The following is a 24,943-nucleotide window of genomic DNA, read 5'->3' as shown; positions in this document are numbered from 1 at the left end:
CGATCTCCTCACGGTCGGCGTCCGTGACGACGCCGGCATACGATCCGAATCGTCCTCGGAACCGCCTACGGGGACGTCATCCTTCCAGCAGTTCCCACGCCCGCTCTCGATCGCCGTCCATCTGATCGAGCAGCCCCCGCGCCCGCTCGCGGACGTCCTCGTCCACCCGTACGTGGACCATTCCCTCGCCGGGCTGACCGTAGACGACGCTCGCGCCCTCGGGCGCGATCGCGATCGCGGGCAGCGTCACGAGGTCCTCCTCGCCGTCGACGTCGATCACGGTCGGCTCGGGCGCCTCCATCGCAGCCCGAAGGGTCCGGAGTATCGACGCCGAGAGGGTCGCCGCTGGGTTGGTCGCCTCCCGCGGACGGGCGTCGCTCGCCTCGAGCGTCCGGGCGACGTCGTCGTCGACCGCATCGCGCTCGGTGAGCCCGTCGACCACCGCGACGTCCGGGGTGTGGCCGATCCGCTCGAAGTGGTAGGTGACGACGTCGCCGACCGTCACGAGCGGGCCGACGACGTCGCCGGCCAGGCGTTCGGCGTCGGTCTCGATCGGTCCCAGCGGGTCCTTGAACGCCCCCCGGAGGGAGTCGGGCAGCGAGAGGACGACCGCAGCCTCCGGGTCGGCGTCGGGATCGGAGCCGCCGGCGCCCATCACCGGACCTTCAGCGCGTACTCGCCGGGTTCGGTCACCTGCATCTCCTTTGCGATCTCGCTCTCCTCGGGGTGGGCGATGACGACGTAGCCGGCCCAGTCCTCGGTGAGCGAGGTCGATCCGCAGTTGGGACAGGTGTTGACGTCGGGGTCGAGCACCCGATGGCAGTCACGACAGACGAGTCGGGTCCGCGCCATCTAGTCGTCACCCGCCGCCTGCTGGCGTCTCTCGCGTTCCTCCTCGAGCCAGCCGTGCTTGCCGAGGCCGGGTTGTTTGGCCGTAAGCCCGATCTTCGAGTCCCGAGGGTTTCGCTCGTCGATGCTCTTGGTGACGATCCGGGCGCGCACGGCGTCGTCGACGCCCAGCGTTCGGTTCGATTCCGTCGAGGCGAGCTGCTGGTTCTCGGCGTCGTAGGAGAGATACTCGTCGGAGATCTGCGAGACGTGCAACAGCCCGTCGACGGGGCCGATCCCGATGAACGCGCCGAACTCGACGACTTCTACGACCGTTCCGTCGATCACCTCCTGCATCTCGGGGTCGAACGTGACGGCGTCGAACTCCGCCTCGTAGTAGACGCCGGGTCGGTTGGGGAGGACGGCACCCGTCCCGATGTCCCGAACGTCGACGACCGAGACGACCGACCCGACGCCCGCGTCCATACGACCCTCGAGCTTGTCCTGAAGCAGCTTGCGGACCATGTCGGTCGAGACGTCCGCCAGCTTCTCCGGCGGCACCTCGACCGTGTCCTTGAGTGTAACCCGTTTGTACATGTTATGGTTGAGTGACTTCGAGTTTGTTCCGGCCCCTTAAACCAATTACTGGAACGCCGGCGTCGAGCAGGCGCCCGCGCAGCGGGCCGTCGTTCGTGACGACGTACGCGAACTCGCCCGCGGCGGCGAGCGAGACGATGGCGTCGTCAGCGTGTGATTCCCGGCTCTCGACGATCCGACAGTGTTCGCGTACGAGGTCGAGTCCGACGCTCGCGGCGACCGCCTCCTCGCCGGCGCCCCCGGCCAGTCCGCGAAGTTCGCGGACCACCGCCTCGGGTGCGACCGGCTCGGCCTCGGGGACGAGGCGTTCGAGCTCCTCGAACACGCGCACGCCGGATTCGATCGGCATCATCAGCGCGTTGGTGTCCATACAGACCGCGCCCATCTACTCCTTCAGCGTCCCGATGCCGATGAGCCGCCAGCGCGTCCCGACCCGGCGGTTGATCGCGATCTTCGCGCCGTCCGGCGCACAGACGGGTCGCTTGAGGCTGACCTCACACTCGCCCTCGCGGGCGCTCGTGACCGCGCCGACGGTCGTGGCGGTGCCGATCGTCATCATCAGCGGCTCGCCCGTGCTGATCTCCTCGACGGTCTCGCCCTCCTCGGCGCCGACGATGCGCTCGAGGAGGTCGACGTCCATGGTGAACGACTCCCAGGTGGGCGGGAGCGTGCCGGGCGTGCCCGCGATCTGGCCCGCGAGCGCGTCGCCCTTCGTCAGGCTCGGATCGAGGCCGGTGCCGACGCCGAGCAGGCCGCCGGGGGTGGCCTCGTCGACCTGGGTGCCGCCGGCCTGCACCGACCGGACGTCGGTGTGGATCGACTGCCACTCCGACTGGCCGCCCTCCTCGACCTCGCGGCCGGGGCGGATCTCGAGTTCGTCCTCGACCGTCAGGCGGCCGGAGACGAGGCTGCCGCCGATCACGCCGCCGGTGAGGTCCTGCCAGGTCGTTCCCGGACGGTTGATGTCGAAGCTCCGCGCGACGTGCATCCGGGTGTCGGCGCCGGGGTTGCGCTCGGGCGTGGGGATCTCCTCCTCGAGCGCGTTGATCAGCAGGTCGATGTTGACCTCCTGCTGGGCACTGATCGGGACGATCGGGGCGTCCTCCGCGACCGTTCCCGAGACGAACTCCTGGATCTGCTGGTGGTTCTGCTCTGCGCGTTCGCGGTCGACGAGGTCGACCTTGTTCTGGGCGATGACGATGTTCTCGATTCCGATGATGTCGAGCGCCATCAGGTGTTCCTCGGTCTGGGGCTGGGGGACGTCCTCGGTGGCGCTCACCACCAGCACGGCGCCGTCCATGATCGACGCGCCCGAGAGCATCGTCGCCATCAGCGTCTCGTGGCCCGGCGCGTCGACGAACGACACCGTCCGAAGGACCTCGCTCTCGCTGCCGTCGGGGCAGGTCTCCTCGATGGTGTAACACCCGGGCTCCTCGACGCCCGGACAGCGCCGGAGCGTCGCGTCGGCGTATCCCAGCCGGATCGAGATACCGCGCTTCATCTCCTCCGAGTGCTGGTCGGTCCACGACCCGGAAAGCGCCTGCACGAGCGTCGTCTTCCCGTGGTCGACGTGGCCGACGAGTCCGATGTTCACCTCCGGTTGTTGCGTTTGTGTCGTCAAGGTTGCCTCCATGGAGTAATTTGCTCACCCTTGCCTCGAACGCTTGATAAACCTACTGTTCTCACCTGCCTCCGGCGGACGAACGTCCCGATCGTGTCATTAAATCCCTCACCGCGGGGACGACCGTCGCGTCCCTCGGCCGGCCCGTCGAGGCTCCCTCGAGAGCCGAACCGGCCGCAGGTCCCGCTCGGATCGACGGGCAGTTCGGTCGACGAGTCAGGCGTCGTCCTCGGTTTCGTTCCCCCCGTCGCTCTCGTTGTCCGCCGCTCTCGGGGTCGGAACCGTCAGGGTGACGTGCGCGTCCTCCTCCTCCTCGATCGAGACCGCCCGCTCGTCCTCGCCCGCGTCGGTCGTCGCGGCGATCACGTACTCGCCCGGCTCGACGTCCTGCAGGATCACGCCGCCGCCGGCGTCGGTCTCGAACGTCGCCCCGTCGTACGTGCCGCCGGTGACGGTGACCGTCGCGCCGGGGACCGGGACCCCCTCCTCGTCGACGACCTCGACGAAGACGTTCGCCCCCTCGATCTCCGGGACCGGCGGCTCCTCCTCTACGGCCTCCGTCTCGTTCTCGTCACCCGCCTCGATCCCCTCCTCCGTTCCGTTCTCCCCGTTGCCGTCCTCCGTCGCGGTGACCTCGGTGTCGGCGTTCTCGTCACCGCCGTCCTCGCCGTCGTCCGTACAGCCCGCGAGCGCGAGGAGACAGAGCACACCGGCGCGCGAGACGAATCGGCGACGACCGATCGATCGTTCGGGCTCCATTCGGATCGTCGTGTAGCCACCCGTCTCGGGCCCAAGACGCTTCCGGTTCGAGAGGCGAGTGCGTCGTAACCGCGGGCCGGTCGGGCCGAACGAACGGACCGAGAGGGGGATGGCCCCCGTCCGACGAGTGCGGAACGGGATGTAGACGCAACCCCTCTCGCTCGTCGGCGTGCTGGTGTTCGTCGCTTCTCGTCCTCGATCGCTGACCGGCTCAGAGCACCTCGAGGACGAACACCGAGAGATACAGCTGGCCGAGTCCGGCGAGCACCATGACCGCGCCGGCGAGCCGCGTCAGCCGGGCGCCGTAACCGACGAACCGCGCCGTGCCGAGCGCCACGCCGACGCCGGTCGCGACGGTCGTCGCCACCATCAGCAGGCTCACGCCGCCCGCGTACGCGCCCATCACGAGCGCCGTCTCCAGCGGCGGCGCGGCGATCGCCCGCAGGAACACCCCGAGCACGATCGGCACGACACAGCCGGCGGCCGCGAGCGCGTAGACCGCGCCGAACACTCCGAAGCCGAGGACGCTCGTTCGACGCTCGGGCAGGGCGACCCGGAACGAGGGGGCCCGATCGAGGGCTACGAGCAGGCCGAAGGCCACCAGCGCCGCGCCAACGAGCGGCTCGAGCAACACGAGCCGTTCGAAGCCGGCCTGGCCGACCGCGAGCGCGAGCGCCGCGAGCGTACCGAAGACCGCCAGCACGCCGGTGCCGGCGGCCAGCCCCCTCACCAGCGCGCCGCCGACGGGGTTCGCGTCGGCGTCGGCCCGGGAGACGTAGTAGCCGACGTAGCCGGGCAACAAGGGGTACGCACACGGCGAGAAGAAGGTCGCGACCCCGGCCCCGAACGCGAACGCCGTCGTTCCGAGGAGTTCGAGGGCGACCATCGCGTCAGCGGGCGTCCTCGATCGCCGAGACCAGTTCGTCGGCCTCGGCGATCCCGACGTGCGACCACGTGACGCTGTTCTCGCCGTCGAGCACCACGGCGGTCGGCAGCCGGGTCACGTCGTGGCGTTCGGTGAGCCGGTGGTCCGCGTCGTGGGCGACGGTCCAGGCGCCATCGTGTTCCGCCCACCACGCCGCGACCTCCTCCCGGGAGAGGGTCCGACCGATCGGTTCGTTCGTGATCGAGAGAAACTGGACGTCCGTCCCCTCGACCCGGCCGTGGGCCGCCGCGAGCGCGGGCATCTGTGTCTCACAGGGGCCACACCACGTGCCGAAGAAGTCGAGGAAGCTCACCCTCCCGGGTTCGGGCACCCGGACCTCGCCGGACTCGCTCCCGGGAACCTCGATCGTCTCGAGGGTCACCGGCTCGTGACCGCTACCGAGCGATCCGGCGGTGACCGCCCACGCGCCGACCCCGACCACGCCCGCGCTCGCGGCGCCCGCGAGGAGATCACGCCGACGCATCAGCCGTCGGCGACTGTCCCGACGTCCTCGACGACGCGCGAGGTCTCGGGCACCCCGGCGTAGGCGCGCTCGACGTAGCCCTCGCGGTTGACGAGGTAGGTGATCGGGTAGTGGTTGAAGCTGTACTCGCCCATCTCGTGGTCCGAGTGGTCGCCCTCGAGCTGTTCGGGGTCGACGCGCTGATACTCGACCCCGTAGGTCTCCGTGACGACCTCGCGGGCGCGCTCCTCGCTCTCGGGACGCAGGAAGTGCCAGTTCTCGGCCTCGTAGTCGACGCCCTGGGCCTCGCCGTACTCGCGGAGCACCTCGGGGGTGTCGCGTTCGACGTCGAAGGTGGTCGCGAGCAGCGCGACCTCGTCGGCGTAGTCGTTCTCGATCGCGTCGGCCTGCGCGTGGCGGAGCACCTGCGTGAGCGCCGGGCAGACGCCGTCGGGACAGCGGGTGAAGAGGAACGTCATCAGGACGACCCGCTCGCCCTCGAACTCCGCGGTCGAGACCTCCCGGTCGCGGAGCGGATCGGGCAGCGTCGACTCGGGAAACGTCTCGCCGTAGGCGGGGTAGGGCAGGTTCTCGCTGTCGGTACCCTGGTCGTCGGGCTCGTCGAGGACGGTCTCGTCGTCGGCCCGCCCCAGACAGCCGGCGACGAGCGCCGCCCCGGTCACGGCGGCCCCGCGGAGATACGTACGCCGGTCCATACGCTCGCTCGGGTGGGCGAACAGTTAGCCTCGTTGGTTGGCCGGTCGGATCAGCCCAGCTCCGCCTCGATCGCCTCGCGGAGCTCCTGCTCGTCGGGTGACTCCAACTGCTGGTCGTTGACGAACACCGTCGGGGTGGCCTCGACGCCGCGATCCAGCGCCGCCGAGCGGCTCTCGTTGAGCTGCTCGCAGAACGGTTCCGACTCGAGAGCGTCCCTGACGGCGCTCTCGTCGGCGCCGAGATCCGTGGCGACGTCGACGACCGTCTCCTCGGAGTAGTCGCCCTGGTGCTGGTAGGCGTTCGGGATGAACTCGTAGTACGCCTCCTGTCCCGCCTCCTCGAAGACGACGAGGGCGGCGTTGGGCACCTTCCAGGACCACTCCTCGTCGACCGGTATCGGGAGATCGCGATGCTCGTAGGCGATCTCCCCGGGCTCGACGTACTCGTCCTCGATCCGCGGAAGGACGTTCAGGACGTACTCCCGACAGCCGGGACACGCGAAGTCCTCGTAGGCCGCGACGGTCACGTCGCTGTCGGGGTCGCCCGCGGCCGGCACCTCGACGCTCCGCTGCTCGTCCGAGCAGTCGCGTCCCTCGCTCTCGCCGCCGCCACCGCCGAGACAGCCGGCGAGCCCCGCGACGCCGGCGGAGGCGGCCGCGAGGAACGTTCGTCGAGATGGCTGGTGCATACCCCCTACTTCGAAAGCGAGCGGTTAGACCTGTCGCTCCACGGCGGGCTTTTGTCGCTCGAACGCCTACCGAACCCGTGCGCGAGTTCGCCTTCGAGCTGTCCCTCTGTGCCCGCCTCGAGCGCGAGGGTGGGATCGTCGCCCGACAGCTTGGCGGCGCGGTCCGCTCCCCCGGAAGCCGGATCCTCGACGTCGTCCGCCTCGAGCCCGGCCCCGAGTTCGACGAGCGGGCGGCGATCACCGCCGACTCGATCCCCGGACTCGCGATCGAGTCCGACGTCGGAACCGGACGGGCGCGCTACTGGCGGGACGCCCTCGACGCCGACCCCGACTGGGCGCGCGAGGCCGTCGACCGCGCCGTCGAGATCGGCTTCTTCGAACGCGAGCGCCGCGACGGACGCGAGTTCGTCCGCCGAGCGACGAGATATCCCGACTGGTTCTCGACGATTACGGCGATCGAGAACAAGCCCGACCTCTCGAACCCGGGCGACCTCGAGCGCCAGCTTCGTTTCGACGTGAGCCTCGGGCTGGTCGACGAGGTGGTGCTCGCGACGGAGAGCTACGTCACCCGCGCCCACCTCAACCGGCTCCCCGAGGAGGTCGGCGTCTGGCGGTTCGTCGACGGCGAACGCGAGGTGGTCAAGGAACCGACCCGCCTCTCGTCCGAGGGGTGGGGCGTCGAACTCGGCGAGCGGCGTCCCCTCCGAACGGACGTCTCGTTCGTCTCGCCGGCGGCGAAGGCCCGCAAACGCCGGCGGATCGCCGAACGAGCCTACGGAAGGGGCTGGCGGGTCGGGCCGCCGACGTGTGCGAACGCCGCGATCGGCGAGGTCGCCGGCGCGAGCGTCCCCTACTGCTCGTACTACGACCGGATCGTCGACCCGGGCGGGTGTGGCCCGTCGTGTCCGGGGTACGAGAGCGGGGAGGCGCCCGAAGTGGACCCCGAGGCCGAGCGCGATCGCCGGACGCCGTGGGTGCGGAATCCGACGGGGCGGAGGCGACGGCAGGTCGGCTTAGATTGGTTCTAACCCTCGTGTAGGGGCCCGTGCGGCGTGACCCGCGGGCCTTCGGCGTCCTGCTCGACGGTCGCCTCCACCCGAAACACCTCCGCGAGCAGCTCCTCGGTGACGACCTCCTCGGGGGGGCCGCGAGCGTGGATCGTCCCGTCCCTGAGCGCGATCAGGTGATCTGCGTACCGGGCGGCCTGCTCGACGTCGTGGAGGACGAGCACGACCGTGACCTCGCGCTCCTTCCGGAGGGTTCGGACGATCTCCATCACCTCGAGCTGGTGGTGCAGGTCGAGGAAGGTCGTGGGCTCGTCGAGCAGGAGGACGTCGGTGTCCTGGGCCAGTACCATCGCGATCCAGACGAGCTGTCGCTGTCCGCCGCTCAGGCTGCTCACCTCGCGGTCGCGGAGGTGGGCGACGCCCGCGAGCGAGAGCGCGTCGCGGACCGCACACTCGTCCTCCTCGCTCACGCCCTCGAAGAACCCCCGGTGGGGATACCGGCCGTGGTGGACGAGCTCCTCGACGCCGATCGACTCCGGCGAGACGTTCTCCTGGGAGAGCAGGCCGAGCTCGCGTGCGAGCTCCTTCGTCCCGAGCGACTGGACGTCACGGCCGTCGAGCAGCACCGATCCCGAATCGGGCGAGAGCTGGTTCGCAAGCCCCTTCAAGAGCGTGCTCTTTCCCGACCCGTTCGGTCCGACGAGCGCCGTCACCTCGCCGGACGGAACGACCAGGGACTCGCCGTCGACGACCGGCTCCTCGGTACCCGAGTAGCGAAGGACCAGCTCCTCGCCGGCGAGGGTGCTCGCGTGCGTCGACTCGGTGCTCCCCGAATCGAGCGATTCGACTCGTTTCTCCCGCCGTCGTTCGCCGCGTTCGATGGCGTTTCTCGACATCAGATCTCACCCATGTGCTGCTGTCTGCGCATCAGATACAGGAAGTACGGCCCGCCGATCAGCCCGGTGACGATCCCCACGGGGATCTGCGTCTCCGTCCCGACGAGCACGCTCATGCCGAGGCGTGCGCCGGCGTCCGCGCCGACCATCAATGCCGGGCCGACGAACAGACAGCCGACCATCAGCTTCCGGTAGTCGCTCCCGACGAGGTTGCGCACCACGTGCGGGACGATCAACCCCACGAAGCCGACGATCCCCGCGACCGCGATGCTCGCCGCGGCGGCGAGGACGGCGACGCCCGAGAGCGCGAATCGCACCCGCTCGATCGACATCCCCAGTGAGCGTGCGGTCCGCTCGCCGAGCAGCAGGACGTTACACTGTCGCGAGCCGGCGACCGCGAGCGGAATCGAAACGAGCGTCCAGGGCAGCGCCAGACGGACCTGCTGCCAGTCGGTGCCCGTGAGCGAGCCGGTCGTCCACGCGATCGCCGATTGGACGACGACGACGTCCTCGGCGAAGAAGAACAGCGCCGTCTGGAGGCTCCCGAACACCGTGCCGACGATGACGCCCGCGAGAACGAGCCGTACGGGCGAGGTACCGCCCTTCCAGGCGATGGCGTAGACGAGCAGGAACGCGCCCGCGCCGCCGAGCGAGGCGATCAGCGGCAGGAACGCCGTCAGGCTCCCGAAGACCACGAGCGTCAGCAGGATCGCGAGTCCGGCGCCGGAGGAGACCCCGAGGATGAACGGGCTCGCGAGCTCGTTTCGCGTCACCGCCTGGAAGATCGCTCCCGAGACCGCGAGGTTCATGCCGACGAGGATCGCGACGAACACCCTGGGGAGGCGGATGTTCCAGATGATGAGGCTCTCGCGGCTCATCTCGGGCATCTCACCGCCGAACAGGAAGGCGCTCCAGGCCTGACGGTTCAACACCACCTCGGGGTTGAACACCGCCGCCCACGCCTGTGAGAGCGTCATGGAGTAGGACCCGAAGCTCACCTGGATCAGTCCGGCGACGACGACCACCGCGACGCTCCCGATCGCGACGCTCACGAGCTTCGGATCCAACAGCCACGCGAAGCGTCGGTCCCCGAGGAGCGAGTCCGTCCTCGAACCCAGGCTCGATTCGCCGCTCATCGTGTCCCACGCACGTGGATTCCGGCGCGTTCGCGGGTCGTCCCGTCGATCGCGTCGAGCGGCCCCCCGCGCTCGGCCGCGTCTCGTGCCATGGAAGGTGGGGGCGCCAAACCCATAAAGCGATTTCGACTTTTCGGTAGACCTAAACCGACCGTCGGACGGAGGCACGAGGGACGGAGAACGGGACGAGCGACGTCTCGGCGACGAGAGAGGAGGTCGGAGCCGCGATCGAACGCGCTTCGAGGCTACGCCCGACGGACGAGGTGGTCCCGGACGGTCCGTTGGCACTCCATACACAGTTCGTCGAGACGAACGAGCGTGACGAGCACCGGGTGGTCGATCGGAAACCCCTCGTAGAGGTGGGCGACGAGGTCGCGGTGGCGAAGCCCGGCTCGTCCGTCGGCGCTCGTGGTCCGCCCGAAGTGCTCCTGGCGATCGGAGAGCAGCGCCGCACAGTCCTCGCGGAACCCCGCGAGACGCTCGTGGTACGCACGAAGCTCCTCGAACCCACAGTGGGAAAGCGGTGTCTCGTTCGTCTCGACCAGCCACCCGCGAATCGGTTCGACGACGTCGTCCGCACGAGCCAGCGAGTCGGCCTCCGCTCCGAGCGCTCGATCCATCGCGGCGAGTTCGGCGCGTCGTCGGTCGGCCTCGGAGCGGGTCGCGCGATGGATCGCCGACGACGCGCCGTCCGTGGTGAGCGCGGTCGCGATCCCCTCGCCGAGCTCCGTCGCGAGCACCTCCACGAGCGGGCGCTCCTCGTGGACCGGCGCGATCGTCTCGGCGAACGCCTCGCGGATCGGTCCGGCCGTCGTCGTGCTCGCCGCGGAGACGAGCGTCGCGCCTCCGTCGGCAGGGACGGCCCGCGGCGAGATCGACTCGATGCGGGCTCGGAACCGATCGTAGGCGCCGCGTTTCGCCTCGACCTCGTCCCGTTCGTGTTCGACGCGCGTGCGCGCTCGCCCGACGTAGGTCGTCATCGTCCGTTGACGATCTCCGAGACGCGCTCGCGATCGAACAGCTCCTCCTCGACGCCGTAGACCTGATTCGCGGCACGTTCGGTGAGGACGAGGTTCGTGATCGGGCCCTGATAGAGCGGGCCGCCCCGATAGACCTCGCCGTTCTCCACGGCACTCAGCGAGCTCGCGACGTCGTGGTCCTCCATGAACGAGACGACGGTCTCCCGGAACTCGGAGGCGGTCTTCGCCTCCTGGCCGCGAAGGAGCAAGACGTCGGGATCGACCTCGAGCAGCGTCTCGTAGTCGATCTGGCCGCGGCTGCTGTGGAAGTCCTGTACGTCCAAGCTCGCGAGCGCGTCGCGCACGCCGAGGTCGCGCCACTGCTTGAAGCTCGTCCCCTCGTTCATCAGGTAGGGCAGGAACGACTCCGGCTGGTCGCCATCGGCCCACAGAACGGCCACCTCGGGGCGCTCCTCCTCCGGGGGGACGACCTCCTCGACTCGCCCCTGGAACTCCCCGTGCAGCTCGTCGAAGGCCTCGTAGCGCTCCTCTCGCTGGAAGACCTGTGAGAGCTTCTCGAAGGCCTCGTAGAGCGTGTAGTACCGATAGCCGTGCCACTCGTACCCTCGCGAGAAGATGCTGTTGCCGAAGAAGGGGCCGACGTTCTCGGTGATCTCGTCGACGTCAGCCTGCTCCCAACCCTCGTAACGGTTGAGGAGGAAGTTGGGGTCGATGACGTGAACGTCCGCGTCGAGTTCGTAGAACAGCTCCTTGCTCACGCCGTCCTGAAAGAGGTCCGTCATCCCGCTTGTGTCCACCGAGACGTCCGGGATCTCGTCGTAATACTGGGTGTGGTAGCGGCCAGTGAGCCAGAGGGCCTCGGGCGGCTCGTAGCCGAGGGCGACCCCCATGTCCGCCCAGCTGCCGTTGTTGGCGATCCACGTCTCGGGAACCGACTCGAACTCGACCTCGCCGACCGGCTCCATCGAGACGGTGTACGGCCCACCGTCGCCACCATTCCCTCCGTCTCCCCCGTCCCCGCCGCCGTCGGTCCCGGCGTCCTCGTTCCCCTCGGAGCCGCCGCCGGTACACCCGGCGAGCGAGAGCCCCAGTGCCGACCCGCCCGATACCAGTACGTTTCGTCGCGTCAGCCTCCCTTGCGAACCGTGTGCCATGGGATTTAGGCTCGCCTAAAGGCATAAAGGCCTTTCCGTTTTTCGGCGAGCCTAAACCATTATCAATAGCTCTCAGGGAAACACGACTGCGTCCACGGCGTCGCCTGGAGGGTGGCGAACTCGAACCGGCCGTGGAACGTCTCCTTCACCACCCCGTCGCCGCGATCGGGTCGATGACGGGTCACTCCACGCGCTCGACGAGATCGACGAGCTCCGTGCGGTACGCCTCGGGCTCGAGGTTGAGGTCGACGTTCACCGTCACGTCGATGCCGTCCCCCCGTCCGTCGCCGGTGACGCTCACCGCGGACTCGCGCGCGAAGTCGCCGTCGGGGTACGCACCGCCTGCGACGTACGCCGTCCGCCGGCCGGGCTTCCAGGCGGCAAGAAAGCCCCGGAGGACACCTCCCCGCCCTCGACCTCGAACGTCTGTCGGGCATCTCCCGGGAGCTCCGTCTCGAGCGAGAGGTTCTCGACCGAATACGTCCCGATCACCTCCCTGAACGCCTGCCCGTCGGCCACGGCCGGCCGCGGATCGCTCGGATCGGTCCCTCGCACGTCCGTGATCCCCATCGTCTCCATCTCCGCAGTCATCTCCTCGAGACCCTCGTCCGCGACCCGCTCGGCGTCGGCCAGATACGAGGCGTAGCCCTCGAACGTCACCCGTGACGCGAAGAACGCCCCGAGGTCGCCCTCGAACTGCTCGAGCGTCTTCTCCGCCACCTCCTCGGAGAGCCGCGAGAACTCGTAGACCTCCGTTCGGGTGTGCTGATCGAGCCCCACGCCTCCGAACCAGCGACGTTCGTCCTCGGCGCGCCTGTCAGAGAGCGTCCAGCCATCGAGCGCGCGCTTCGGAATCGAGGGATAGGGGTACTTGCCGTCCCCGTCGGCGTCGGTCCCGGAGTCCGAGGTCGAACAGCCCGCGGCGCCGGCGGCGACCGCCGTGGCTCCGGCGGTTCTGAGGAAGTCCCTCCGATCCATCGTCCCCGAGGTACGACATCACCGTCGAAAAGGGTTGACGCTGCAACTACGACCGCTCGCATCCCGAGAGGTGCCCGCAGCGTAGCGATCGAGGTGATCCTCGTACCGATCGAGCCGGGAATCGGTTCGATCGGCGTCAATCCGGATAAGGGAGGGCGTGTCCGTTTCCGAGGACTCAGAGCCGGTAGCGCTCCCCGTCGATCGCCAGCGGCTCCTCGAAGGCCTCCTCGACCGGATAGAAATGCGACAGGTGGACCAGCCGGGTGCGATCGGCGTTCAGCCGATCGGCCAGCGAGAGCGCCCCCTCGCGCGTCATGTGCTTGGTTCCGAAGGTACGTGGAACGCCCGCCGAATCGTGGTGGCTGCCGCCGACGGGGTGGTGCTCACAGAGCGAGGCGGGGGCGATCGCGTCCGCCAACAACAGATCGGGATCGGCGAGCGCCTCCCGCGAGCGTTCGGGGACGTCGTAGCTCGTATCGCCGGTCAGCGAGAGCTTCGCACCCGTCTCGGGGTCCTCGATCGCGAGGCCGTAACAGATCATCGGCGGGTGATCGACCGGGACGAGCGTCACGTCGAGCCCGCAGGTCCGAAACGGCTCGAACGGCGTGCGATCGTGGACGGTGATCCGATCGAGGTAGGCGTACTTATCGCGGATCGTGTCGGCGACGCTCTCTTCCGTCACGGGGTCGACCTCGTCGGCAGCGTGGACCGGCAGGTCGTCGAACAGCCGGTAGGCGTTGCCCAGCCCGTCGAGATGGTCGAAGTGGACGTGGCTGATCACCGTCGCGTCGGGCAGCGGGACCCCTTCCGTGAGAAACTGGTGGCGGAAGTCGGGGCTGGCGTCGACCAGCAGCGACTCGCCCGTCCGCTCGTTTCCGACGTGGACCGAGAACCGGCTGCGCTCGACGCCGCGCTCGCGGGCGCGCTCGCAGGTCTCGCAGTCACAGCCCGGCGTCGGCGTCCCCGTCGTGTCGCCGGTGCCCAGGAGCGTGATCCGCATTCGGTTCGAGCCTCGTACGTCGGGACAATAGATGCTCCGTTCGCGGTCGGCACAACGGCTAACCGGTCGGCCGGACAATTCCGGACGATGGGCACGGACTCGAACGGAAACCGCGAGGAACGCGCGGATCGCGGGTGGAGCGCGGACGCCTACGACGACGACCACTCGTTCGTCTACGAGTACGGCGAGGGCGTCGTCGATCTACTCGACCCCGCGGAAGGAGAGCGGATCCTCGATATCGGCTGTGGCACCGGCCACCTCACCGAGGCCATCGCCGAGCGGGGCGCGGACGCCGTCGGGCTCGACGCCTCCGCCGAGATGATCGAACGCGCTCGGGAGAGCTACCCCGACCGGCGGTTCGTTCGTGCCGACGCACGATCGTTCGCCTCCGAGTTCGACGAGCCGTTCGACGCCGCCTTCTCGAACGCGGCGCTCCACTGGATCCCCGAACCGGATCACGACGCGACCCTCTCGTCGGTTCACGACGCGCTGCGACCCGGCGGCCGGTTCGTCGCGGAACTCGGCGGCGCCGGCAACGTCGAGCCGTTCGCTGACGCCATCCGATCGGCGTGCGCCGAGCGGGGCTACGACGTCGAGTCGCCGTGGTACTTCCCGAGCGTCGGCGAGTACGCCCCGCGCCTGGAGTCCGCGGGGTTCGAGGTTCGCTACGCGACGCTGTTCGACCGGCCGACGGCGCTCGACGACGGCGAGGCCGGCCTCCGAAACTGGATCGGAATGTTCGCGACGGAGTTCCTCGAACCGGTGTCCGAGACGGAGCGCGACGAGATACTCGACGAGGTCGAAGGGATGCTGCGCGGGAGGTACTTTCGGGACGGAGAGTGGGTCGCGCCCTACCGCCGACTGCGGTTCGTCGCGGTTCGAGAACGGCGGTAGAACGCGAGAAGTGACCGCGTCAGTGGTCGTGATCGTGGTCGTGACCGTGGTCGCCGCCGGTGCCGCCTGCGACGAGCGCCTCGTGGTCGCCCTCGATCATGTCGAGGTCCTTCAACGTGTTTCGCTCCTCGAAGTCGTCGATCGCGTCGAGCAGGTCGCGCTGGGTGAGCGTGCGGCGGTTCTCGGTGAGCGCCTCGAGGACGGCCTCGCGAAGCACCATCCGGAGGTCGCTGCCGGTGAGGCCGTCGGTGCGTTCGGCGATCTCCTCGGGATCGTAGCCCGAGATCTCCATCTCGCGGGTGATCACCGAGAAGATGTCCGCACGCATCCGGTGGTCGGGCTTGGGGAAGTTGACGATCTCGTCGAAGCGGCGCCAGGCGGCGGCGTCGAGCTGGTCGGGGTGGTTGGTCGCGCCGATCAACAGCACGTCGTCCTGGATCAGGCTCACCTCGTCGATGCTCTTGAGCAGCGTGTTCACCGCGCGCTTGATCGCGGCGTGTTCGTCGCTGCGTCGGGTCTTGGCGACGAAGTCGAACTCGTCGATGAAGAGGATGCACGGCGAGAGGCGTTTCGCCACCTCGAACACCTTATCGACGTTCTTCGCGGTCTCGCCGAGGTACTGCGAGGTGATCATCGAGAGCTTCACCTCGACGAACGGCAGGTCGAGGTCGTGTGCGAGCGCCCGTGACGTCGTCGTCTTGCCGGTGCCGGGCGGACCGACGAACAGCAGTTTGCCGATCTCCCGAAGTCCGATCTGCGCGAGATACTCGCGGTGCTCGATCGCCTTGACGATCTTGTTGATTTCGCTCTCCTGGTTCGTCGTCAGCACGAGGTCATCGAGCGTGGTCTCGATCTCCTCGGGCGCGCGGATGTCGACGAGATCGAGCATCTCCGCCTCCTCCTCGTCGTCGGCGTCGAAGTAGGTCTCGAGCAGGTTGTCGATCCACATCCGATCGGCCTGGATCGGCCTGACGTTCTCGCGGGCAGCCTCGTAGTCGGCCTCGACGTCGAACTCCCCGTCCTCGAAGTACGCCGCCAGCGTCGGGTTGTGTGCCAGGCGTTCTTCGTCGGTCCGGGTCGCGAACCACTCGGTGGCCATCTCGGGCTGGTTGAGCGAGATCGAGCCCGAGAACTCCTCTCGCTGGGTGAACATCAGGTCCGAGACCGCCGCCCACGGCTCGTCGACCCCGGTCGCCTCACGGGCACCCTTCTCGGTCACCGAGAGCGGGCGATCAATCGAGCCGCCCTCCCAGAACACCTTTCGGTAGGACGACGGTAGGTCGTTCTCGTCGAAGCGCTGGTCGTCGCTGTAGACGCGAGCCGTCAGCAAGAACTCGACCACCGAAAGCGCCGAATCACTCATTCCCACTAGCGTTACGGTCCCAGAATATTAACGCCGTCGACCCGTCCCGCCCGATTCGCGATCCCGCACGGTGATGCTTGAAACAGTAGGACTAAAAACAAAACTGAGAGACATGTCATGGATGATTTAGTCATCCTGAAAGGTAAATAGTTCATCTGAGGACGTGATTCGGGGCTCCGTAGACGTCCCGGATTTCGGTTGGGAGACAAATGTCAAGGAATAGACTTTTGCGGATGGGGATTCAATCGCCTCCATGAGTAGCTCCGAACGAACCCTCCTCGAGAAGCTCCTTCGGCGCACGGAGCTGATCGAGCGCGTCGGGGAGGGAATCGTCGAGAAACGAGAGCTCACCGAGCGGCTCGACGTCTCCCGAGCCACGGTCGACCGTGCGGTTCGCGAGCTCGAATCGGCCGACGTCCTCGAGCGAACCGACGAGGGGTACGCGCTGACGCTGTTCGGCGAACTCGCCTACGCGGAGTTCCGTCGGCTCGTGGATCGGTTCGAGACGCTCGATCGCGCCCGCGAGCTCCTGGTTCTACTCCCGGCGGGGTTCGAAATCGAACCGGAGGTCCTCGACGGCGCGGAGGTCGTCCTCGCCGAACGACCCATCCCTCACGAACCGCTCGACCGGTTCGAGGAGCTGATCGAGACCCACGATCGAACGCGCTGCTACATGCCGGTCGCGTTCCCCTCGTCGATCGCCGTCCTCCACCGGCGGATCACCACGGGCGGGACCGAGGTCGAACTGTTCCTCGACGGCCCCCTCGTCGATCGGCTCCGGGCGAACTACGACGACGAGCTCGGAGACGCGCTCGCGGCGGAGAACGCCACGCTTCGGCGGATCCCGCCTGAACGGGGCCTGGGCGTCGTGCTCGCGCTGTTCGACGAACGGGTGGTCTGGATCGGCGTCCACGACGACGGCGACGTCCGCGGCTCGATCACGCTGGAGGCGGATCGCGCCACCGAGTGGGCGCGGGCGCATCTCGATCGATACCGGGAGACCGGAGGAGAGATCACGTCTCCTGAGTCCTGAACCCGACGAACGGCGGCTCCGTCGGCCACGATCGTACCGAACTTCGAGACGTCCGCGGGAGAACGGCGAGACCGAGTCACGTTCGCGGTCATCGAGGCGGTTCGAGCCGTCCCGGGGAAGCGGCGAACCCACGACCGAATCCGACGACAGCGGCGGCGCGAGGCGCGTCGGTCGAGTCCTGAGACGGGTCGCTTCGACCTCAGAGTTCGTTGACCGGGTTCGCGGGTTCCTCGCCCTCGAGGACGCGTGCGACGTCCTCGGCGACCGTCCGTCGAAGCTCGACGATCGACTCCTCGGAGTACCAGCCGACGTGGGGCGTGAGCACGACGTCGTCGCGACCGACCAGCGGCGAGTCATCAGGGGGTTCCTCGGGAAGGACGTCGAGGCCCGCCCCTCGGATCTCGCCAGCCTCGAGCGCGTCCGCGAGCGCCTCGGCGTCGATCACCGCGCCGCGGGCGGTGTTGACGATCACGCTCTCCTCGTCCATCGCCTCGAACGCCTCGCGGTCGAACAGGCCGCGGGTCTCGTCGGTCAGCGGCGTGTGGACCGAGATCGCGTCCGAGCGCTCAAGCAGCGCCTCGAAGTCGACCTTCTCGACGCCGTGGTCGGCGAGTTCCTCGCGGTCGACGTAGGGGTCGTAGGCGACGGGGTCCATCCCCAGCGCCGAGGCCTTCGCCGCGAGCCGGCGGGGGATCTTCCCGAAGCCCGCGAGTCCGAGGGTCCGGCCGCGTTGGCGGTAGATCGGCCGACCGCCCTTCCAGTCCCACTCGCCGTCCTCGATCGCGCTATCGAACCGCGCCACCCGGCGCTCGCAGGCAAGAAGCAGCGAGAGGGCGTGCGTCGAGACCTCGTCCTCACAGTAGTCCGGAACGTTGAGGACCCACACCCCGTGGTCGGTCGCGGCGTCGAGATCGACGGTGTCGACGCCGACGCCGTACCGGCCGACCGCCCGCAGGTCGGGAGCGGCGTCGAAGACGGGGGGACCGACCGGAGCGTACTGGTTCAACAGTGCGTCGGCGCCCTCGACGGCCTCGCGGACCTCCGCCTCGCTTTCGGCGTCCGCGCCGACGACCTCCGCGCCGATCGACTCGAGCACCTCGCGCTCGATCCCCAGGTCCTCGAAGTTGTAGTCGGTGACGACGACTCGCATCGCGTCGATCGACGGAGGGGACGTGGAAAAACCTTCACGTCGTCCGAGGCCTCACGCCCGGTAGCGGCCGACGAGCTCCCGGACGAACGGCGAGAACAGCGAGAGGACGGCGAGGGCGAGTATCACCATCGCGAGGGGGCTCGTGTAGATGACGTCGAGCGAGCCGTTGGAGATCTGTAGCGACCGGCGGAGGTTCGACTCGGCGATCGGCGCGAGGATGAGCCCGAGCACCATCGGCGCGAGGGGGTAGTCGTCCATTCGCATGAGATATCCTAACACGCCTGCGCCGAGCATCACCCAGACGTCGAGCAGGTTTCCTCGAAGGGCGATCGCGCCGACGACACAGAGGACGAAGATACACGGCCAGAGGTACATCGCGGGAAAGTCGATCAGCCGCGCCCAGTAGCGCGCGCCGATCAACCCGAAGACGAGGATCAGCACGTAGACGAGGAAGAAGCCGATGAAGATCGCGTACACCAGTCCGGGTTCGTCGCGGAACAGCCCCGGGCCGGGCTGGAGGCCGTGAACCAACAACGCCCCGATCAGGATCGCGGTCACCGAGTCGCCGGGGATCCCCAACGTGAGCGTCGGAATGAGCGCGCCACCGGTGCTCGCGTTGTTACCCGATTCGGCCGCAGCCACCCCGAGGACGTTCCCCTCGCCGAAGGGCGGAGTGGCGTCGCTCGCCCAGCGTTTGGCCTCGCTGTAGGTGACGAACGAGGCGATGTCGCCGCCCGCACCCGGGATCGAGCCGATGAACGTGCCCGCGAGTCCCGATCCGAGCGTGACGTTGCGGATGTTCTTCAGGTCCTCGAGCGTCGGGAGCACGCTCGTGAGGTCCTGTTCGACCTCGGTCGTCTCGATGCCCGCACGGTAGCGATTCAACCCCTCGGCGATGCCGAACAGTCCGATCATCACGGCGATGAACTGGATCCCGGCGGTGAGCGCCTCGAATCCGAGCGAGAAGCGCGGGAAACCGAGGTTCGGGTCGAGTCCGACCGTCGCGAGCAACATGCCGAGCAGCCCCGAGAGCAGCCCCTTTACGACCGAATCGCCGCTGATGCTCGCGATGATCGTCAGTCCGAAGACCGCGAGCGCGAAGTACTCCGGTGATCCGAAGGCGAGCGCGACGGTGGCGATCTGGGGCGCGAGCAGCGCGAGGAACACCACGCTCATCGCGCCGCCGACGAACGACGCTACGGTGGCGATGCCGATCGCGCGGCCTGCCTTTCCCTGCTCGGCCAGCGGGAAGCCGTCGAACACCGTCGCGGCGGCGCTCGGAGTGCCGGGCGTGCGAATGAGGATCGCGGGGATCGACCCCGCGTACAGCGCGCCGCCGTAGATGCCCAAAAGCAGCATCATCCCCTGGGCGGGCTCCATCCCGAAGGTGAACGAGACGAGCACGGCGACGGTCATCGTGGCGGTCATGCCCGGAAGCGACCCCATCGTTAGTCCGACGACGACGCCGATCACGATCATCGCGAGCGCGACCGGTTCGAACACCAGCTGCGCGCCCGCGGCGAAGAAGTCGACGACCCCCACGTCAGATCACCCCGATCCAGAGCGACGGCAACAGCCGGGCGATCGGAACGATCCCCTCCGGAAGCGGAACGCGAAAGAACTCCGCGAAGACGTAGTGCAACACCAACGTGACGCCGACGGAACCCCCCGTTATGGCCGGGATCGATCGCGCTCCGGAGTACCACATGAACGCCGCGAGGAAGCCGATCGTCGTGAGTAGGAAGCCGACGAACGGCATGACGAACACGTACACCACCGGAAACGCCGCCACGAGCGCGACCCGCCGGGTCGTGGCGGCGTCGATCTCGTGGACCGTTCGACGGTCGCTTCGGGCGTACTGGACCGCCTGAACCACCGCGAGCAGCGCGATCGAGCCGACGACGAGCCGCGGAAAGAACGCCGGGCCGGGATCGCCGCTCCGGCCGCCGGGAAAGCCGGCGCTAACGGCGAAGACGCCCGCAGAAAGCGCGAGCAACGCCCCGGCGGCGATCAGATCCGAATGTGGGAGTCGACGAACCATTCGGAGTCGCTACCCGTCACCCTCGCTGCCGGCCAACCCGAGTTCGTCGATGACCTCGCCGAAGCGGTCGTACTCCGAGTCCATGAACTCGCCGAACTCCTCGGCGTCGCGGTAGACCAGCCCGAACCCGCGCTCCTCCATGAACGACTGGAACTCCTCGGATTCGTAGACCTGGGTGAAGGCGTCCTCGAGGGTTCCGATCCGGTCCTCCGACGTTCCCGACGGGACCGTCAGCCCGCGCCACGCGCCCATCACGAAGTCGTAGCCCTGATCGGGGAGCGTCGGGACGTCGGGGAAGATGTTCACCGGCTCCTCACCGAACACCGAGAGGATCTCGAGGGGACCGTCCTGGACCTGCGGGGCGACCTCGGCGGCGCTGGCGGTCGTCGCCTGCACCTCGCCGCTGACGACCGCCTGCGTGGCGGGTTCGCCGCCGTCGTAGCCGACGTGATCGAGTTCGATGCCCGCCTCCTGGGCGAACCCCGCCGCGGAGAGGTGCCAGATCGCGCCGGTGCCGGAGTTCGAGACGCTGATCTCGCCGGGGTTCTCCTCGGCGTAGTCGACGAACTCCTCGAGGCTGCCGTACGGTGCGTCCTCGTGGACGGTGAGCGAGGCGGGATCGAAGTTGTACTGCATTACGGCGTCGAGGTCCTCGTGGTTGACCTCGGCGATCCCGAGATGGGAGATCGTACAGATCTCGACGGTGGTGACGCCGACGGTGTGGCCGTCCGGTTCGGCGTTCGCGATCTCGTTGAAGCCAACGCTACCGCTCCCGCCCGTCTGGTTGCTCACGTACAACGACGTGTCGAGGTGGTCCTCCCCGAGATCCGCCAGCTGCCGGCCTGTCTGGTCGGTCCCCCCGCCGGCGTCCCACGGGCAGATCATCTCGATGTCCTGTGCGGGAAACTCCTCTTCGTCGCCCTCCAGGTCGCCAACACAGCCGGCGAACGTCCCGATCCCCGCGGCTCCGAGTCCGGATAGATACGCGCGTCGACCGATACGTCCGTGAGATACGTTGTCGGTTCTCGACATCGATCCGGGATTCTGTATCCCGGATTATAATCGTTGCTCCTCCGTCGAACGAGCCGGCACGAAATCACTACGACCGGCGATATCCGCCTCGACGACTCACCGTGACGATGCGCCGAACGCGAGCGTCTTGACGACGACCGGGAGGGCCTCCCCGCCCGAGATCGGCTCGCCGACGTCGAGGTAGTCGCCGTCCGCCGCGCCGACCTCGTCGATCGCGATCGGTCCGGGGGCGTCGAGGCGACGGGCGACCGCGCCGCCGAGCGCCTTCGCGCAGTTCTGACGCGTCAGGAGCACCGCCGGCATCGCGTCGTCCACGACGCGCACGAGCGCGTCGGCGAGCGCGCCCAATCGGTCGTACGAGAGCGATCCCACGTCGTCGATCGCGAGCGCGTACGCCGTCCCCGGGTGGCGTTCGGCAGCCGACCGAGCGGCGGCCTCGAAACGTGCTTCGAGCGCGCCATCCTCGAGTTCCGAACAGTCGCCCGCAGAGACGACCGGCAGGTCGCGAAGGGGGAGCCGATCGGGATCGAAGCGGACGGTCCGCCCGCTGAGCGTCGTCGCGTGGCTGCCCGCACCGACGACCGTCGCCCGGATGTCCTCCGCGAGCCGTCTGACGGGGAGCCCCGAATCGGCGATCCGATCCGAGAGCGCCGACGCGAGCAGGGGGCCGACGTCACCGTACTCCCCGGAGTCGACATCGGCGTCGAACAGCCGCCCGACGCCGCCGGTGAAGACCACCGCGTCGTACTCGACGGGTTCGTCGGGCAGCATCCCGATCGCGAGCTCGCGGGTAAGCGCGTCGTACGGCGGGCCGACGAGAGAGTCGACGATCCGATCGGCCATCGCGCCGGCAAGCGTTCGAAGCTCGTCGGCCGAGGGTTCGTCGCCGGGTTCGATCGGGAGTCCGATCGCCTCACAGAGCCGGCGGGCGGGCTCCGTGAGGTCGGTCACGACCCCCGCCTCGAGCGTGAGGAGTCGCCCGCCGACGTCGAGACAGCGCGTCTCGCGGACCGCCCCGCCCTCGAAGATCGCGACGTTCGTCGTCGCGCCGCCGACGTCCGCGTTCGCGACCGTCTCACCGCGTTCCTCGGCTCGCGCGGCGGCGCCCGAGCCCCGCCCGGCGAGGATCGCTTCCAGAGCTGCGCCCGCGCTCGCGGCGACGAAGTCGCCGCTCCCGTCGGCGAGCCGGTTCGCGAGCGCCTCGGCGTTTCGCTTGCGCGCCGCCTCGCCGGTGACGATCACCGCGCCAGTGTCGATCCCTCTCGAACTCAGTCCGGCCGCCTCGAGTTCGCCCTCGACGAGGGCGGCGACGGCCTCGACGTCGACCGTCTCCGGACTCGAGAGCGGCGTCCCGTGGATCGCGCCCCGGTGGCGGACCGTCCGCTCGACGATCTCGGGGCGGGCCGCGCCGCCGGCGCCGGTCGTCCGAACCCTGAGGTCGCTCACGACGACCTGCGTCGTGGTCGTTCCGACGTCGATCCCGACGCTCGTCAGCGTCTCGGACGTCTCAGGTGGCGAACTCACGGTCGTCCTCGCGCAGTTCGAGCCCGCTCGCGCGTTTCTCGCACATCTCCGCGAGCAGGTCGGCGATCTGTGCGCCGGCCTCGACCGGCGGGAGCCCGCCGGGGTGGACGTTGGAGACGACCGACTTTCGCGAGGTGGGCGTCCCCCGCTCGGGGCCGTAGACGAAGTAGGCGCTCAGGCTCTCGGCGGTCGCCAGCCCGGGACGCTCGCCGATCAGGATCACGCAGCTCTCGGCGCCGAGCTCCTCGCCGATCGCGTCCATCACGTCGACGCGGCCGTACTCGACGAACACCGGCGTGCCGACGTCGAGCTCTCCATCCCCGAGCTCCTCAAGCAGGACGGGGAGCAGGTCGGGGAGGTTCGCCTCGACCGCGGTGGAGCTGAGCCCGTCGCTGACGACGATCTGCACCTGCGGGTCGTGCTCGCAGCACTCACGCAGGGTTTCGGCGGTCTCCGGGGAGATCTCGCGGCCGCGATCCGGCCGTGCGAGGAACTCCTCCTTGTCGCTTGCGAGACTTCGCACCCGAACGAGGCCGAGTTCCTCGAGCAGCGCGTCATCGACCCGCGTGAGCACGGCGTCGCGGGCGGTCGCGTGGTCCTCGCGGAACTCGAGCAGTGTCTCGGTCCGCGGTCGGGGACCCGCGCGGCCGACGCCGAGACGAGCGGGCGAGCGCGACGCGATCCGTTCGAGTGCGTCGTCCTCATCGTCCGGCGCCCGCTGTTCGCTCATGGTCCCGCGAGGACCGTCGGGTCGCCCGCCCGATCGGTCAGCCGGCCGTCCTCGAGGAAGCCACGCTCCTCGAGCCACGTCTCGAACGCGGGCGCCGGGCGCAGATCGAACAGCTCCCGGAGCGCCGCGGCGTCGTGGTAGCTGTTGGACTGGTAGTTGAGCATCACGTCGTCGCCCATCGGGACGGTGATGAAGAAGTTCGCCCCCGCCGCGCTCAGCAGCATCGAGAGCGCCTCGACGTCGTCCTGATCGGCCTGGATGTGGTTGGTGTAGCATGCGTCGATCCCCATCGGAATTCCGTGGAGCGTCCCCATGAACACGTCCTCGAGGCCGGCGCGGATCACCTGCTTGCCGTCGTAGAGGTACTCGGGGCCGATGAACCCGACGACCGTGTTGACGAGAAACGGGTCGTAGCGTTTCGCGAGGCCGTAACAGCGCGCCTCGAGGGTGAGCTGATCGACGCCGTGGTGGGCGTCGCCCGAGAGCTCCGAGCCCTGGCCGGTCTCGAAGTAGGTGACGTTCGGTCCCGACGAGGTACAGTGGCGCTGGGCGACCTCGTGGGCCTCGTCGAGCAGCGCGACGTCGACGCCGAACTCGTCGTTTCCGGTCTCGGTGCCCGCGAGGCTCTGAAAGAGCAGATCGGCGGGCGCACCCTCCCGGATCGCGTCGAGCTGGGTACTGACGTGTGCGAGACAGCAGTTCTGCGTCGGCACGTCGTGTGCCTCGATGAACTCGTGGGTCGCCTCCAGAATCCGGGTCGTCGTCGCGACGCCGTCCTCGACGGGGTTGATCCCGATCACCGCGTCGCCGACGCCGTAGGAGAGCCCCTCGCGGACGCCGTCGAGGATCCGGTCGACGTCGTCGGACGGGTCGTTGGGCTGGAGGCGAAACGAGAGCGTCCCTTGCTCGCCGACCATGGCGTTACACCGTGCCGTGACCGTCATGCGCGAGGTCGCGAGCACGAGGTCCATCGCCGACATCAGCTTCGTCACCGCGGCGATCATCTCGCTGGTGAGCCCCGCACGGATCGCGCGGATCTCGCGATCGGTCGCACTCAACAGGAACTCCCGGAGGTCGGAGACGGTCCACTCCTTGATGCGCTCGTAGACCGGTTCGCGGACCGCGTCCTGGATGACGCGGGTCACCTCGTCCTCCTCGTAGGGGACGACCGGGTTCTCCCGGAGCGTCTCGAGGGTGGTTCCGGCGAGCGCGCGTTTGGCGGCGACTCGTTCGGCGTCGGAGTCCGCCGCGATTCCAGCGAGTTCGTCGCCGGTCTTTCGCTCGTTCGCCTTCGCCAACACCGCTCGAAGCGAGTCGAACTCCCCCGTTCCCTTCGAAATCGGCTCTGTCGACATCTCGCCCGAGGGGTAGGCGAGGCGTGCACTTCACCGTTCGCCCCGTGCTATCAAAGCGCAGTTGCGGTCACG

28 protein-coding genes are annotated in these 24,943 nt (G+C 68.6%); 3 read left to right on the top strand and 25 right to left on the bottom strand.

Annotated elements, in window-relative coordinates:
- Positions 1–76: 76 nt before the first annotated feature.
- The 10 genes from V0Z78_RS03045 to V0Z78_RS03000 form a co-directional block, all read right to left on the bottom strand.
- Entirely contained in the window at positions 77–655 is a 579-nt protein-coding gene (locus tag V0Z78_RS03045; protein ID WP_336343149.1) for a GTP-dependent dephospho-CoA kinase family protein, read from the bottom strand.
- The gene (gene spt4 / locus V0Z78_RS03040) at positions 655–852 is read right to left on the bottom strand and encodes a transcription elongation factor subunit Spt4 (protein WP_336343148.1); all 198 of its coding nucleotides are present in this window, start codon (positions 850–852) and stop codon (positions 655–657) included. Before spt4 ends, V0Z78_RS03045 begins: the two co-directional genes overlap by 1 nt.
- Positions 853–1,425, bottom strand: coding sequence for a DNA-directed RNA polymerase (locus V0Z78_RS03035; protein ID WP_336343147.1), 573 nt, complete (start codon positions 1,423–1,425; stop codon positions 853–855).
- A 1-nt stretch (position 1,426) separates the two neighbouring features.
- Positions 1,427–1,810, bottom strand: coding sequence for a twitching motility protein PilT (locus V0Z78_RS03030; protein ID WP_336343146.1), 384 nt, complete (start codon positions 1,808–1,810; stop codon positions 1,427–1,429).
- Complete coding sequence (locus tag V0Z78_RS03025) at positions 1,811–3,058, bottom strand: translation initiation factor IF-2 subunit gamma (RefSeq protein ID WP_409338663.1); 1,248 nt, start codon at positions 3,056–3,058, stop codon at positions 1,811–1,813. It abuts the gene before it with no gap.
- Positions 3,059–3,262: 204 nt separating this feature from the next.
- On the bottom strand, positions 3,263–3,805 hold the full coding sequence (locus tag V0Z78_RS03020; protein WP_336343144.1) for a carboxypeptidase-like regulatory domain-containing protein: 543 nt from the start codon (positions 3,803–3,805) through the stop codon (positions 3,263–3,265).
- A 211-nt stretch (positions 3,806–4,016) separates the two neighbouring features.
- Complete coding sequence (locus tag V0Z78_RS03015; protein WP_336343143.1) at positions 4,017–4,691, bottom strand: cytochrome c biogenesis CcdA family protein; 675 nt, start codon at positions 4,689–4,691, stop codon at positions 4,017–4,019.
- Positions 4,692–4,695: 4 nt separating this feature from the next.
- Entirely contained in the window at positions 4,696–5,214 is a 519-nt protein-coding gene (locus V0Z78_RS03010; RefSeq protein ID WP_336343142.1) for a TlpA family protein disulfide reductase, read from the bottom strand.
- Entirely contained in the window at positions 5,214–5,909 is a 696-nt protein-coding gene (locus V0Z78_RS03005; RefSeq protein ID WP_336343141.1) for an SCO family protein, read from the bottom strand. Before V0Z78_RS03005 ends, V0Z78_RS03010 begins: the two co-directional genes overlap by 1 nt.
- A gap of 50 nt (positions 5,910–5,959) precedes the next feature.
- Positions 5,960–6,598 (bottom strand): DsbA family protein, encoded by a 639-nt coding sequence (locus V0Z78_RS03000; RefSeq protein WP_336343140.1) that lies wholly within the window; start codon positions 6,596–6,598, stop codon positions 5,960–5,962.
- 77 nt (positions 6,599–6,675) lie between these two features.
- Here V0Z78_RS03000 and V0Z78_RS02995 point away from each other — a divergent pair, with 77 nt between their 5' ends.
- Positions 6,676–7,626, top strand: a complete 951-nt coding sequence (locus tag V0Z78_RS02995) for a DUF5787 family protein (protein WP_336343139.1) — start codon at positions 6,676–6,678, stop codon at positions 7,624–7,626.
- On the opposite strand, the gene V0Z78_RS02990 is transcribed toward V0Z78_RS02995, so the two are convergent.
- The 7 genes from V0Z78_RS02990 to V0Z78_RS02960 all read right to left on the bottom strand — a co-directional run bounded on the left by V0Z78_RS02990 (position 7,623) and on the right by V0Z78_RS02960 (position 13,749).
- Entirely contained in the window at positions 7,623–8,501 is an 879-nt protein-coding gene (locus V0Z78_RS02990; RefSeq protein WP_336343138.1) for an ABC transporter ATP-binding protein, read from the bottom strand. The genes V0Z78_RS02995 and V0Z78_RS02990 overlap by 4 nt on opposite strands.
- Entirely contained in the window at positions 8,501–9,637 is a 1,137-nt protein-coding gene (locus tag V0Z78_RS02985; RefSeq protein ID WP_336343137.1) for a FecCD family ABC transporter permease, read from the bottom strand. Before V0Z78_RS02985 ends, V0Z78_RS02990 begins: the two co-directional genes overlap by 1 nt.
- Positions 9,638–9,882: 245 nt before the next feature.
- Positions 9,883–10,617, bottom strand: coding sequence for a DUF7260 family protein (locus V0Z78_RS02980; RefSeq protein ID WP_336343136.1), 735 nt, complete (start codon positions 10,615–10,617; stop codon positions 9,883–9,885).
- Positions 10,614–11,771, bottom strand: coding sequence for an ABC transporter substrate-binding protein (locus V0Z78_RS02975; protein WP_336343135.1), 1,158 nt, complete (start codon positions 11,769–11,771; stop codon positions 10,614–10,616). The genes V0Z78_RS02980 and V0Z78_RS02975 overlap by 4 nt, the downstream gene beginning before the upstream one ends.
- Before the next feature lie 62 nt (positions 11,772–11,833).
- Positions 11,834–11,956: a hypothetical protein gene (locus tag V0Z78_RS02970; protein ID WP_336343134.1), complete on the bottom strand. Its 123-nt coding sequence runs from the start codon at positions 11,954–11,956 to the stop codon at positions 11,834–11,836.
- A gap of 112 nt (positions 11,957–12,068) precedes the next feature.
- Positions 12,069–12,749, bottom strand: a complete 681-nt coding sequence (locus V0Z78_RS02965; protein ID WP_336343133.1) for a twin-arginine translocation signal domain-containing protein — start codon at positions 12,747–12,749, stop codon at positions 12,069–12,071.
- Between the two features lie 175 nt (positions 12,750–12,924).
- Complete coding sequence (locus V0Z78_RS02960) at positions 12,925–13,749, bottom strand: MBL fold metallo-hydrolase (protein WP_336343132.1); 825 nt, start codon at positions 13,747–13,749, stop codon at positions 12,925–12,927.
- Between the two features lie 87 nt (positions 13,750–13,836).
- Here V0Z78_RS02960 and V0Z78_RS02955 point away from each other — a divergent pair, with 87 nt between their 5' ends.
- Positions 13,837–14,643, top strand: a complete 807-nt coding sequence (locus V0Z78_RS02955; protein ID WP_336343131.1) for a methyltransferase domain-containing protein — start codon at positions 13,837–13,839, stop codon at positions 14,641–14,643.
- Positions 14,644–14,662: 19 nt separating this feature from the next.
- On the opposite strand, the gene V0Z78_RS02950 is transcribed toward V0Z78_RS02955, so the two are convergent.
- Positions 14,663–16,006, bottom strand: a complete 1,344-nt coding sequence (locus V0Z78_RS02950; protein WP_336343130.1) for an ATP-binding protein — start codon at positions 16,004–16,006, stop codon at positions 14,663–14,665.
- A gap of 253 nt (positions 16,007–16,259) precedes the next feature.
- Here V0Z78_RS02950 and V0Z78_RS02945 point away from each other — a divergent pair, with 253 nt between their 5' ends.
- A complete protein-coding gene (locus V0Z78_RS02945) occupies positions 16,260–17,039 on the top strand; it encodes a helix-turn-helix transcriptional regulator (protein WP_336343129.1) in 780 nt (259 codons plus the stop codon).
- Between the two features lie 199 nt (positions 17,040–17,238).
- Here V0Z78_RS02945 and V0Z78_RS02940 read toward each other — a convergent pair whose 3' ends face one another.
- From V0Z78_RS02940 to V0Z78_RS02910, 7 genes are all read right to left on the bottom strand, one after another.
- Entirely contained in the window at positions 17,239–18,189 is a 951-nt protein-coding gene (locus tag V0Z78_RS02940) for a C-terminal binding protein (RefSeq protein ID WP_336343128.1), read from the bottom strand.
- Between the two features lie 51 nt (positions 18,190–18,240).
- Positions 18,241–19,668 (bottom strand): tripartite tricarboxylate transporter permease, encoded by a 1,428-nt coding sequence (locus V0Z78_RS02935; RefSeq protein ID WP_409338719.1) that lies wholly within the window; start codon positions 19,666–19,668, stop codon positions 18,241–18,243.
- A gap of 64 nt (positions 19,669–19,732) precedes the next feature.
- Positions 19,733–20,230 carry a tripartite tricarboxylate transporter TctB family protein gene (locus V0Z78_RS02930; protein WP_336343126.1) on the bottom strand — a complete coding sequence of 166 codons (498 nt, stop codon included), beginning with the start codon at positions 20,228–20,230 and terminating at the stop codon, positions 19,733–19,735.
- Positions 20,231–20,239: 9 nt separating this feature from the next.
- Positions 20,240–21,262: a Bug family tripartite tricarboxylate transporter substrate binding protein gene (locus tag V0Z78_RS02925; RefSeq protein ID WP_336343125.1), complete on the bottom strand. Its 1,023-nt coding sequence runs from the start codon at positions 21,260–21,262 to the stop codon at positions 20,240–20,242.
- Between the two features lie 96 nt (positions 21,263–21,358).
- Positions 21,359–22,786, bottom strand: coding sequence for an ethanolamine ammonia-lyase reactivating factor EutA (locus V0Z78_RS02920; RefSeq protein WP_336343124.1), 1,428 nt, complete (start codon positions 22,784–22,786; stop codon positions 21,359–21,361).
- Entirely contained in the window at positions 22,770–23,516 is a 747-nt protein-coding gene (eutC, locus tag V0Z78_RS02915) for an ethanolamine ammonia-lyase subunit EutC (protein WP_336343123.1), read from the bottom strand. The genes V0Z78_RS02920 and eutC overlap by 17 nt, the downstream gene beginning before the upstream one ends.
- Entirely contained in the window at positions 23,513–24,871 is a 1,359-nt protein-coding gene (locus V0Z78_RS02910) for an ethanolamine ammonia-lyase subunit EutB (RefSeq protein WP_336343122.1), read from the bottom strand. The genes eutC and V0Z78_RS02910 overlap by 4 nt, the downstream gene beginning before the upstream one ends.
- Positions 24,872–24,943: the final 72 nt, after the last annotated feature.

Origin of the sequence: Halalkalicoccus sp. CG83 (assembly GCF_037081715.1) — an archaeon.
Taxonomy (GTDB): Archaea; Halobacteriota; Halobacteria; order Halobacteriales; family Halalkalicoccaceae; genus Halalkalicoccus; species Halalkalicoccus ordinarius.
This window is presented reverse-complemented; position numbering and strand designations above follow the sequence as displayed.

What these genes read in the sequence shown, in the direction of transcription:
- V0Z78_RS03045 (WP_336343149.1), bottom strand. Translation starts at nt 655, where the DNA reads ATGGGCGCCGGCGGCTCCGATCCCGACGCCGACCCGGAGGCTGCGGTC.
- spt4 (WP_336343148.1), bottom strand. Translation starts at nt 852, where the DNA reads ATGGCGCGGACCCGACTCGTCTGTCGTGACTGCCATCGGGTGCTCGAC.
- V0Z78_RS03035 (WP_336343147.1), bottom strand. Translation starts at nt 1,425, where the DNA reads ATGTACAAACGGGTTACACTCAAGGACACGGTCGAGGTGCCGCCGGAG.
- V0Z78_RS03030 (WP_336343146.1), bottom strand. Translation starts at nt 1,810, where the DNA reads ATGGGCGCGGTCTGTATGGACACCAACGCGCTGATGATGCCGATCGAA.
- V0Z78_RS03025 (WP_409338663.1), bottom strand. Translation starts at nt 3,058, where the DNA reads ATGGAGGCAACCTTGACGACACAAACGCAACAACCGGAGGTGAACATC.
- V0Z78_RS03020 (WP_336343144.1), bottom strand. Translation starts at nt 3,805, where the DNA reads ATGGAGCCCGAACGATCGATCGGTCGTCGCCGATTCGTCTCGCGCGCC.
- V0Z78_RS03015 (WP_336343143.1), bottom strand. Translation starts at nt 4,691, where the DNA reads ATGGTCGCCCTCGAACTCCTCGGAACGACGGCGTTCGCGTTCGGGGCC.
- V0Z78_RS03010 (WP_336343142.1), bottom strand. Translation starts at nt 5,214, where the DNA reads ATGCGTCGGCGTGATCTCCTCGCGGGCGCCGCGAGCGCGGGCGTGGTC.
- V0Z78_RS03005 (WP_336343141.1), bottom strand. Translation starts at nt 5,909, where the DNA reads ATGGACCGGCGTACGTATCTCCGCGGGGCCGCCGTGACCGGGGCGGCG.
- V0Z78_RS03000 (WP_336343140.1), bottom strand. Translation starts at nt 6,598, where the DNA reads ATGCACCAGCCATCTCGACGAACGTTCCTCGCGGCCGCCTCCGCCGGC.
- V0Z78_RS02990 (WP_336343138.1), bottom strand. Translation starts at nt 8,501, where the DNA reads ATGTCGAGAAACGCCATCGAACGCGGCGAACGACGGCGGGAGAAACGA.
- V0Z78_RS02985 (WP_336343137.1), bottom strand. Translation starts at nt 9,637, where the DNA reads ATGAGCGGCGAATCGAGCCTGGGTTCGAGGACGGACTCGCTCCTCGGG.
- V0Z78_RS02980 (WP_336343136.1), bottom strand. Translation starts at nt 10,617, where the DNA reads ATGACGACCTACGTCGGGCGAGCGCGCACGCGCGTCGAACACGAACGG.
- V0Z78_RS02975 (WP_336343135.1), bottom strand. Translation starts at nt 11,771, where the DNA reads ATGGCACACGGTTCGCAAGGGAGGCTGACGCGACGAAACGTACTGGTA.
- V0Z78_RS02965 (WP_336343133.1), bottom strand. Translation starts at nt 12,749, where the DNA reads ATGGATCGGAGGGACTTCCTCAGAACCGCCGGAGCCACGGCGGTCGCC.
- V0Z78_RS02960 (WP_336343132.1), bottom strand. Translation starts at nt 13,749, where the DNA reads ATGCGGATCACGCTCCTGGGCACCGGCGACACGACGGGGACGCCGACG.
- V0Z78_RS02955 (WP_336343131.1), top strand. Translation starts at nt 13,837, where the DNA reads ATGGGCACGGACTCGAACGGAAACCGCGAGGAACGCGCGGATCGCGGG.
- V0Z78_RS02950 (WP_336343130.1), bottom strand. Translation starts at nt 16,006, where the DNA reads ATGAGTGATTCGGCGCTTTCGGTGGTCGAGTTCTTGCTGACGGCTCGC.
- V0Z78_RS02945 (WP_336343129.1), top strand. Translation starts at nt 16,260, where the DNA reads ATGAGTAGCTCCGAACGAACCCTCCTCGAGAAGCTCCTTCGGCGCACG.
- V0Z78_RS02940 (WP_336343128.1), bottom strand. Translation starts at nt 18,189, where the DNA reads ATGCGAGTCGTCGTCACCGACTACAACTTCGAGGACCTGGGGATCGAG.
- V0Z78_RS02935 (WP_409338719.1), bottom strand. Translation starts at nt 19,668, where the DNA reads ATGATCGTGATCGGCGTCGTCGTCGGACTAACGATGGGGTCGCTTCCG.
- V0Z78_RS02930 (WP_336343126.1), bottom strand. Translation starts at nt 20,230, where the DNA reads ATGGTTCGTCGACTCCCACATTCGGATCTGATCGCCGCCGGGGCGTTG.
- V0Z78_RS02925 (WP_336343125.1), bottom strand. Translation starts at nt 21,262, where the DNA reads ATGTCGAGAACCGACAACGTATCTCACGGACGTATCGGTCGACGCGCG.
- eutC (WP_336343123.1), bottom strand. Translation starts at nt 23,516, where the DNA reads ATGAGCGAACAGCGGGCGCCGGACGATGAGGACGACGCACTCGAACGG.
- V0Z78_RS02910 (WP_336343122.1), bottom strand. Translation starts at nt 24,871, where the DNA reads ATGTCGACAGAGCCGATTTCGAAGGGAACGGGGGAGTTCGACTCGCTT.